At 55.3% G+C, this 6,938-nt stretch carries 7 protein-coding genes; 4 read left to right on the plus strand and 3 right to left on the minus strand.

Translation table 11 applies throughout. From position 1 onward, the window contains the following. Positions 1 to 73: 73 nt before the first annotated feature. Together ACXJ5O_RS15060 and ACXJ5O_RS15065 are read right to left on the minus strand one after the other, a co-directional pair. On the minus strand, positions 74 to 472 hold the full coding sequence (locus ACXJ5O_RS15060) for a DUF3011 domain-containing protein (RefSeq protein WP_457300588.1): 399 nt from the start codon (positions 470 to 472) through the stop codon (positions 74 to 76). 71 nt (positions 473 to 543) lie between these two features. Beyond that, positions 544 to 1,425 (minus strand): LysR family transcriptional regulator, encoded by an 882-nt coding sequence (locus tag ACXJ5O_RS15065; protein WP_457300589.1) that lies wholly within the window; start codon positions 1,423 to 1,425, stop codon positions 544 to 546. Between the two features lie 131 nt (positions 1,426 to 1,556). Here ACXJ5O_RS15065 and ACXJ5O_RS15070 point away from each other — a divergent pair, with 131 nt between their 5' ends. After that, positions 1,557 to 3,053, plus strand: coding sequence for a CoA-acylating methylmalonate-semialdehyde dehydrogenase (locus ACXJ5O_RS15070; RefSeq protein ID WP_457300590.1), 1,497 nt, complete (start codon positions 1,557 to 1,559; stop codon positions 3,051 to 3,053). Between the two features lie 35 nt (positions 3,054 to 3,088). Here the strand turns inward: ACXJ5O_RS15070 and ACXJ5O_RS15075 are convergent, their stop codons facing one another. Next, a complete protein-coding gene (locus tag ACXJ5O_RS15075; RefSeq protein ID WP_457300591.1) occupies positions 3,089 to 3,742 on the minus strand; it encodes a GntR family transcriptional regulator in 654 nt (217 codons plus the stop codon). 73 nt (positions 3,743 to 3,815) lie between these two features. Here ACXJ5O_RS15075 and ACXJ5O_RS15080 point away from each other — a divergent pair, with 73 nt between their 5' ends. The 3 genes from ACXJ5O_RS15080 to ACXJ5O_RS15090 form a co-directional block, all read left to right on the plus strand. Next, the gene (locus ACXJ5O_RS15080) at positions 3,816 to 4,709 is read left to right on the plus strand and encodes a dihydrodipicolinate synthase family protein (protein ID WP_457300592.1); all 894 of its coding nucleotides are present in this window, start codon (positions 3,816 to 3,818) and stop codon (positions 4,707 to 4,709) included. Positions 4,710 to 4,725: 16 nt separating this feature from the next. Further along, entirely contained in the window at positions 4,726 to 5,982 is a 1,257-nt protein-coding gene (locus tag ACXJ5O_RS15085) for an NAD(P)/FAD-dependent oxidoreductase (RefSeq protein WP_457300593.1), read from the plus strand. An 8-nt stretch (positions 5,983 to 5,990) separates the two neighbouring features. Next, the coding region (locus tag ACXJ5O_RS15090) for a 4-hydroxyproline epimerase (protein WP_457300594.1) at positions 5,991 to 6,938 on the plus strand (948 nt) is incomplete at its 3' end.

Genomic DNA, 6,938 nt, shown 5'->3' on the forward strand with positions numbered 1-6,938 from the left:
GTCTTTGGGTACCTGCCGGCCAGGAACGCCTCACGGCTCCAGCCAGCAGTAGCACTCAGCTCAGAGTAAATGCCTAAGGGTCGAGTTCAAGTTCGACGCCATTGTCACGCCGGCGGCGAGGGTACCGATCGTCGTATCGGTCATCTTCCCGGTATCTGTCCCGGCCGCGTCTAGAATCGGTGAAGACCGCAGCACAACCCTTATCTACCCAGATAGCGCCGCGATTGTAGCCCCAGCTGTCACCAGCTATGCAGGGTCTTTTTGAAATCTGCCTTGCAACACGCGGGCGGCGCATGTCGGCATCGCATTCCCTGTATCTAAAGTTGCGCGATTCGCATCTGACGGAATCTTGTGCCTGCGCGGGCACCACCGGCAAGAATTGCGCGCCGCCAAAGACTACAGCGAATGCCAGGATATATCGGTACATTTTCCCTCTCCGATACGGTTTCGAATCACCATTATGGTGCACCATTTTAAAGTCGAGTTGGCGATTTTTGTTCCGCGGTGGTTAATCATTATTTGGCCCATGAAACTGTATCTTATTCAGGAGAATCGCGCGTTTTCATGGTTCACTATATCGGAAATGAAATTGGAGACCGCAGCGATACGGCGAAGCGTACGAACGGATTCATGATAGGCCAACCAATAGGACCGGTGAATGGTGCGTTCTGGCAGTACCGGCACAAGATCTTCATGCTCGCGCGCAATGAACATGTGGAGTATTCCGATGCCTGCGCCAGCCCGCACCGCCTCGACCTGTCCAAGCGCACTTGAAATCTCAAAGGCTGCTTTCCAGTCACGAGTGATTTCAGGCGCGTAGTTCAGCGACGGGCTGATGACGAGGTCATCGACGTATCCCACAAGGCGATGCGTCGAGAGCTCATCCACCGTCTGCGGCGCCTTACGTTCAGCAAGGTAGGAACGGCTGGCGTAGAGGCCGAGGCTGTAATCGACGAGCTTGCGCGCTACAAGGCGTCCTTGATCGGGGCGATCAACCGTGATGGCAATATCGGCCTCGCGCCGGGAAAGCGAAAATGAGCGGGGGACCGGCACCAACTGTATTTTCAAGTCTGGATATCGGGCTGTCAGCAACGCCAATCTTGGTGCTAGGAAAGTCACGCCAAACCCATCCGGCGCGCCAATCCGAACTGATCCGGAGATGGCGACGTCGGCATCGCCTAGCGACGAGCGGATGGATAGCATTTCCGCTTCCATGCGCTCCGCAGACAATAGAAACTCTTCGCCTGCGTGCGTGAGTTCACATCCATTGGTACGCCGGGTGAGAAGCTTTGTATTAAGATCGTTCTCCAGCGCTGTCAGCCGTCGCGCAACTGTCGCGTGGTTAAGCCCTAGACGTCTTGCGGCCCCGAGAATTTGTCCGGACCGTGCAACAGCCAGGAAAATACGTACGTCATCCCAATTCATAGAAGCCTCCCGCGCAAGTCGTACTTCAATTTTTGCACAACGGATACGCTTTTGCTTGGCTTGCAATAAAGTTTTTGAAGCGCGATGATGGTCGCAACAGAAATCCAACTATTACCGGGAGGTTATTCGCTATGCGTGACGTAGGACATTTCATCGGTGGCAAGCATGTCGCCGGAACCAGCGGTCGCACGACCGAGATTTTTCAACCGATGGACGGAACTGTTCAGGGCCGCGTTGCACTTGCGACACCGGCGGAAGTTCGCGCTGCAGTAGAGAATGCAAAAGCTGCGCAGCCCGCTTGGGCGGCAACCAACCCGCAGCGCCGGGTGCGTGTCATGCGCAAGTTCCTCGAATTGGTAGAAGCCGAATATGACTCTTTGGCCGAACTTCTGGCGCGCGAGCATGGCAAGACAATCCCCGATGCCAGGGGTGATATTCAACGCGGTCTGGAAGTGGTCGAGGTGTGCCTCGGTGCAGCGCATATGCTGAAGGGCGAGTTTTCTGATAGTGCCGGAACTGGCATCGATGTCTATTCAATGCGGCAGCCTCTCGGGGTAGTTGCCGGCATCACCCCGTTTAATTTTCCTGCAATGATCCCGCTATGGAAAGCCGGCCCGGCAATCGTGTCTGGTAACGCCTTTATTCTGAAACCTTCAGAACGCGATCCGGGCGTGCCTATGCGCCTTGCAGAGCTTTTCATCGAAGCGGGGCTTCCTGCGGGCATCTTCAACGTCGTCAATGGTGACAAGGAAGCGGTTGATGCGATCCTTGACGACCCGGACATCAAGGCTGTCGGCTTTGTTGGCTCAACCCCGATTGCTCAGTACATTTACACTCGTGCGACGGCGAACGGCAAGCGTGCCCAGTGCTTTGGCGGCGCCAAGAATCACATGATCATTATGCCGGATGCCGATATGGATCAGACCGTCGATGCACTGATTGGTGCGGGATATGGTTCCGCCGGCGAGCGTTGCATGGCCATTTCCGTGGCGGTACCAGTTGGCAAGGACACGGCTGATCGCCTTGTCGAGCGGCTGATCCCTCGCGTTGAAAGCCTGAAGGTTGGCCCTTCGACCGACATGTCTGCCGATTATGGTCCGGTTGTCACCAAACAGGCGCTGGAGCGCATCCAGGGTTACGTGAATCTCGGCGTGGAAGAAGGTGCCAAACTCGTGGTCGATGGTCGTGGTTTCACGATGCAAGGCTATGAGAACGGTTTCTACATGGGCGGCTGCCTGTTTGATCATGTGACGCCAGACATGCGGATCTATAAAGAAGAAATCTTCGGACCGGTCTTGGGTATCGTTCGCGCCGATACTTATGAGGACGCGATACGCCTGCCAAACGAACATGAATACGGCAATGGCGTTGCAATTTTCACGCGTGATGGCGATGCGGCCCGCGATTTTGCCTCTCGTGTTCAGGTCGGAATGGTCGGTATCAACGTGCCGATCCCGGTTCCGATTGCCTATTATACCTTCGGCGGCTGGAAGGGCTCTGGTTTCGGCGATCTCAACCAGCACGGTCCCGATGCGTTCCGCTTCTACACGAAGACCAAGACTGTCACGTCCCGCTGGCCGTCCGGTGTCAAGGACGGTGCAGAGTTCGTTATTCCCACGATGAAATGAAACACAAATGCCGCCGGTCTCCGGCGGCATTTTCTTTAAGGTGCCAAGGTACGCAAATGATCAATAAGTTTGGTGGCCTCTTCAGACGCTCGATCGGGTGCGCCGGCAATGATTGCTTCTATCAATGCCTTGTGAGCGCCTCCTGATTGCTGAAGGCTTCCGGGTCTCTGTAAGCGGAACCAAAAACGTCGGCTATGGGTTTGAAGCGGTGACGCAAGCCGGGCAGCAAACGGGTTTTCAGCTGCTTGGCCAAGCACAGTATCGAAAATTTTGTCTGCTATAAGGAATCGACTGACATCGTCAGATGCAAGAGCGGTGCTCATGGCGTCGGAGGCGTCCTTTAATCGCTTGTGGTGCAGGGCTGCACCATAGCGGGCGGCATCGCGGGCAAGGACGCGTTCCACCCCCTCGCGGGTGTCCAGTATTTTACCGAAATCCTGCAAATTGAGCGGGGCTATGGCGATGCCGGAACGGGGCCGGATTTCCATGAGGCCTTCCCAAGCAAGCTTTTGTACTGCCTCACGCACCGGAGTGCGGCCCATCCCTGTGATATCCGTCAGCGCCCTTTCGTTGACGATCGAGCCGGGTTCCAGTTTCAGTGTTACGATCATCTCCTCCAACTGGCGATAGGCGAGCTCCGCCAGGCTCTCGCCCGTTTGTGCAACCGTGTGGATGGTCGTTTGATACATAAGTCGTTCTCTCGGATTGACAGCCATAAGTGTTACAGATATATTTGTGATATATCAAGAAGGAGCAAGCGTCATGTGGTCAGGTGTATTTCCGGCAGTTACCAGCAAATTCACAGCGAATGATAGTCTCGATCATGGTGAAATGGAACGCTGCTTTGCGCTGCTGATGGATGCAGGCTGCGACGGATTGATCGTGGCAGGGTCTCTTGGCGAAGGGCCGATGCTTAGCCATGATGAGAAACTTGAGGTCTTGAAGATTGCGCAGCGCGTTGCCAAAGGCAGGCCCGTGCTCCTGACCATCAATGAAGCGGCAACACGTGATGGTGCCGCGCTGGCAAAACGCGCTGCCAAAGCTGGTGCGGACGGCCTGATGCTCGTTCCAAGCCCGATCTACCACACAGACCCCGAAGAAACAGTGACAACGCTGAAAGCTGTGGCGGCAGCGGGCGACTTGCCTGTAATGATCTATTCCAATCGCATTGCTTACCGCGTCGACGTAACGAGTGAAATTCTGACGGAACTTGCGTCAGATCAGCATTTCGTCGCGATCAAGGAATCTTCCGATGATATTCGCCGTACGACAGATATCATCAACATGTTCGGTACCCGGTATGATCTGTTTACGGGGGTCGACAATCTCGCCTTCGAAGCGTTGACCGCGGGCGCCATCGGCTGGGTAGCCGGCCTCGTCACTGCTTTCCCGAAGGAAACTGTCGCTATATACAAGCTGGTCATGGCTGAACGCTATGCCGAGGCACTGGAAATTTATCGCTGGTTCCGTCCGCTTCTCGACCTAGATGTTTCCACATACCTTGTACAGAATATCAAATTGGCGGAAGTACATGAAATCGGAACAAATGACCGTGTTCGTCTGCCGCGTCAGCCGCTCCGTGGCGAACGCCGTGCTGCTGTCGAGAAGACCGTCATGGACGCGATAGCATCCCGCCCGAAACTCCCTGCGCTCTGAGCCAGTCGGCTGATTGATGGGCGGCCAAAGTTCGGACACAAAGGAAATTGTTATCGTAGGTGCCGGCATTGTCGGCATCGTCGTTTCTGCCTATCTCGCCGAGATGGGGCACAAGGTGCTTGTTATCGACAGGCAGGGTATCTGTGAAGGGACAAGCGCCGGCAACGCCGGGGCATTGGCATTTTCCGATATTCTTCCCATGGCTTCGAAGGGCATTCTTGCCAAGGTACCGGGTTGGCTTGTCGACCCCCTCGGGCCATTTTCAATTCGTCCATCATATCTGCCGAAGCTCGCACCGTGGCTCTACCGGTTCTGGCGCGCCAGTCGTGCTGACGCGCTGGAGCGGACCGTACAGGCGCAGGGCGCGCTGATGCGGCTTGCCGAGCCGGAAATGCTCGGTTTAATGGACCGCGCAAGTATTCGCCATATGGTGCGCGAGGATGGTTCACTTGAACTTTATGAAAGCGAAGAAGAACTGAATGCAGCCCTCCCCGGCTGGAATGCCCGAAAGAGAGCGGGCATTCCCTTTGAGCATCTGCGCGGCGAGGAGCTTGCCACAAGCCAACCCGGTCTCGCATCGCGCTTTGTTGCTGGTACCTTTGTGCCCGGCTGGAAGACGGTCAGTGATCCTCAGTATGTGGGTAAGGGTATGTGGGGTTACGCAGTTCGTCTTGGCGCTGAATTTCTGTGTGCCGAGGTCAGTGCTATTACAGCAAACGAAAAAGGTGCGACAATTCAGCTGGCAGACGGCACACGTATTGAAGCTGCAAAACTGATTATTGCCGCTGGTGCGTGGTCGCATCGGCTGGCAACGAGTTTGGGTGATGCAATTCCTCTTGAGACCGAACGAGGCTATAATACAACTCTGCCGGTGGGGGCATTCGATCTCAAGCGCCAGCTTATTTTCTCGGGCCACGGCTTTGTGGTAACGCCGCTCCAAACCGGTATCCGTATCGGCGGCGCAGTCGAGTTTGGTGGACTGGATCTGCCACCAAACTACAAACGATCCGAAGCGATGTTGACGAAGGCGAAAATGTTTATGCCTGACCTCGATACTTCGGGCGGTAGGCAGTGGATGGGATATCGGCCGTCCTCGCCAGATTCATTACCGATTATCGGCTATGCAAGAACCAGCAAAAATGTTCTCTATGCTTTTGGTCACGGCCATCTTGGACTGACACAATCGGCGGCAACGGGACGCTTGATCACGGATTTGATTGTTGGAACAAAGCCTTCAATTCCGATCGGACCATTCAGCCCGCAACGTTTCTAAGGAGTATCATGGCGCGCCATTCCTTTTTCTGTGTCGATGGTCATACTTGTGGCAATCCAGTACGTCTGGTAGCGGGGGGCGGCCCCAATCTTTCCGGTTCGACGATGATGGAAAAGCGGGCGCATTTCCTGGCGGAATTCGACTGGATCCGTACAGGACTGATGTTCGAGCCTCGGGGGCACGACATGATGTCCGGATCGATTCTCTATCCTCCTACCCGTGACGATTGCGATGTGGCGGTGCTGTTCATCGAAACGTCGGGCTGCCTACCCATGTGTGGACATGGAACGATCGGTACCGTGACGATGGCGATCGAACACGGCCTGATAACACCGAAGACACCAGGTATCCTTAAGCTCGATACACCCGCCGGGCTCGTGATCGCGGAGTACGAACTAGACGGCCAATACGTCTCCAGTGTGCGGATTACCAATGTTCCCGCATTTCTTTATGCCGAGAAGTTGGAGGTCGAATGTCCGGATTTAGGAACGTTGTTCGTCGATGTTGCCTATGGCGGGAACTTCTATGCGATCGTCGATCCCCAGGAGAATTTCACGGATATTGCCGACTATCGAGCGCTCGATCTTATCGGCTGGAGTCCGATACTCCGGGAGCGCCTAAATGAGCGCCATTCGTTTCAGCATCCAGAAAAGCACGATATCAATACCCTCAGCCATATTCTTTGGACCGGCGCGCCGACGCAACCAGAAGCCCATGCACGCAACGCGGTTTTCTATGGGGATAAGGCGATCGATCGTTCGCCCTGTGGAACCGGAACATCCGCCCGTATGGCGCAGTTAGCGGCCAAGGGGAAGCTGAAACCAGGCGATGATTTCGTGCACGAATCCATAATCGGCTCGCTGTTTCATGGCAGGGTCGAAGAGGCCAGCAGCGTGGCAGGAAAGCCGGCAATCATTCCATCAATTGCAGGGTGGGCGCGCATGACAGGATATAAC

The organism is Phyllobacterium sp. P5_D12 (assembly GCF_054049495.1).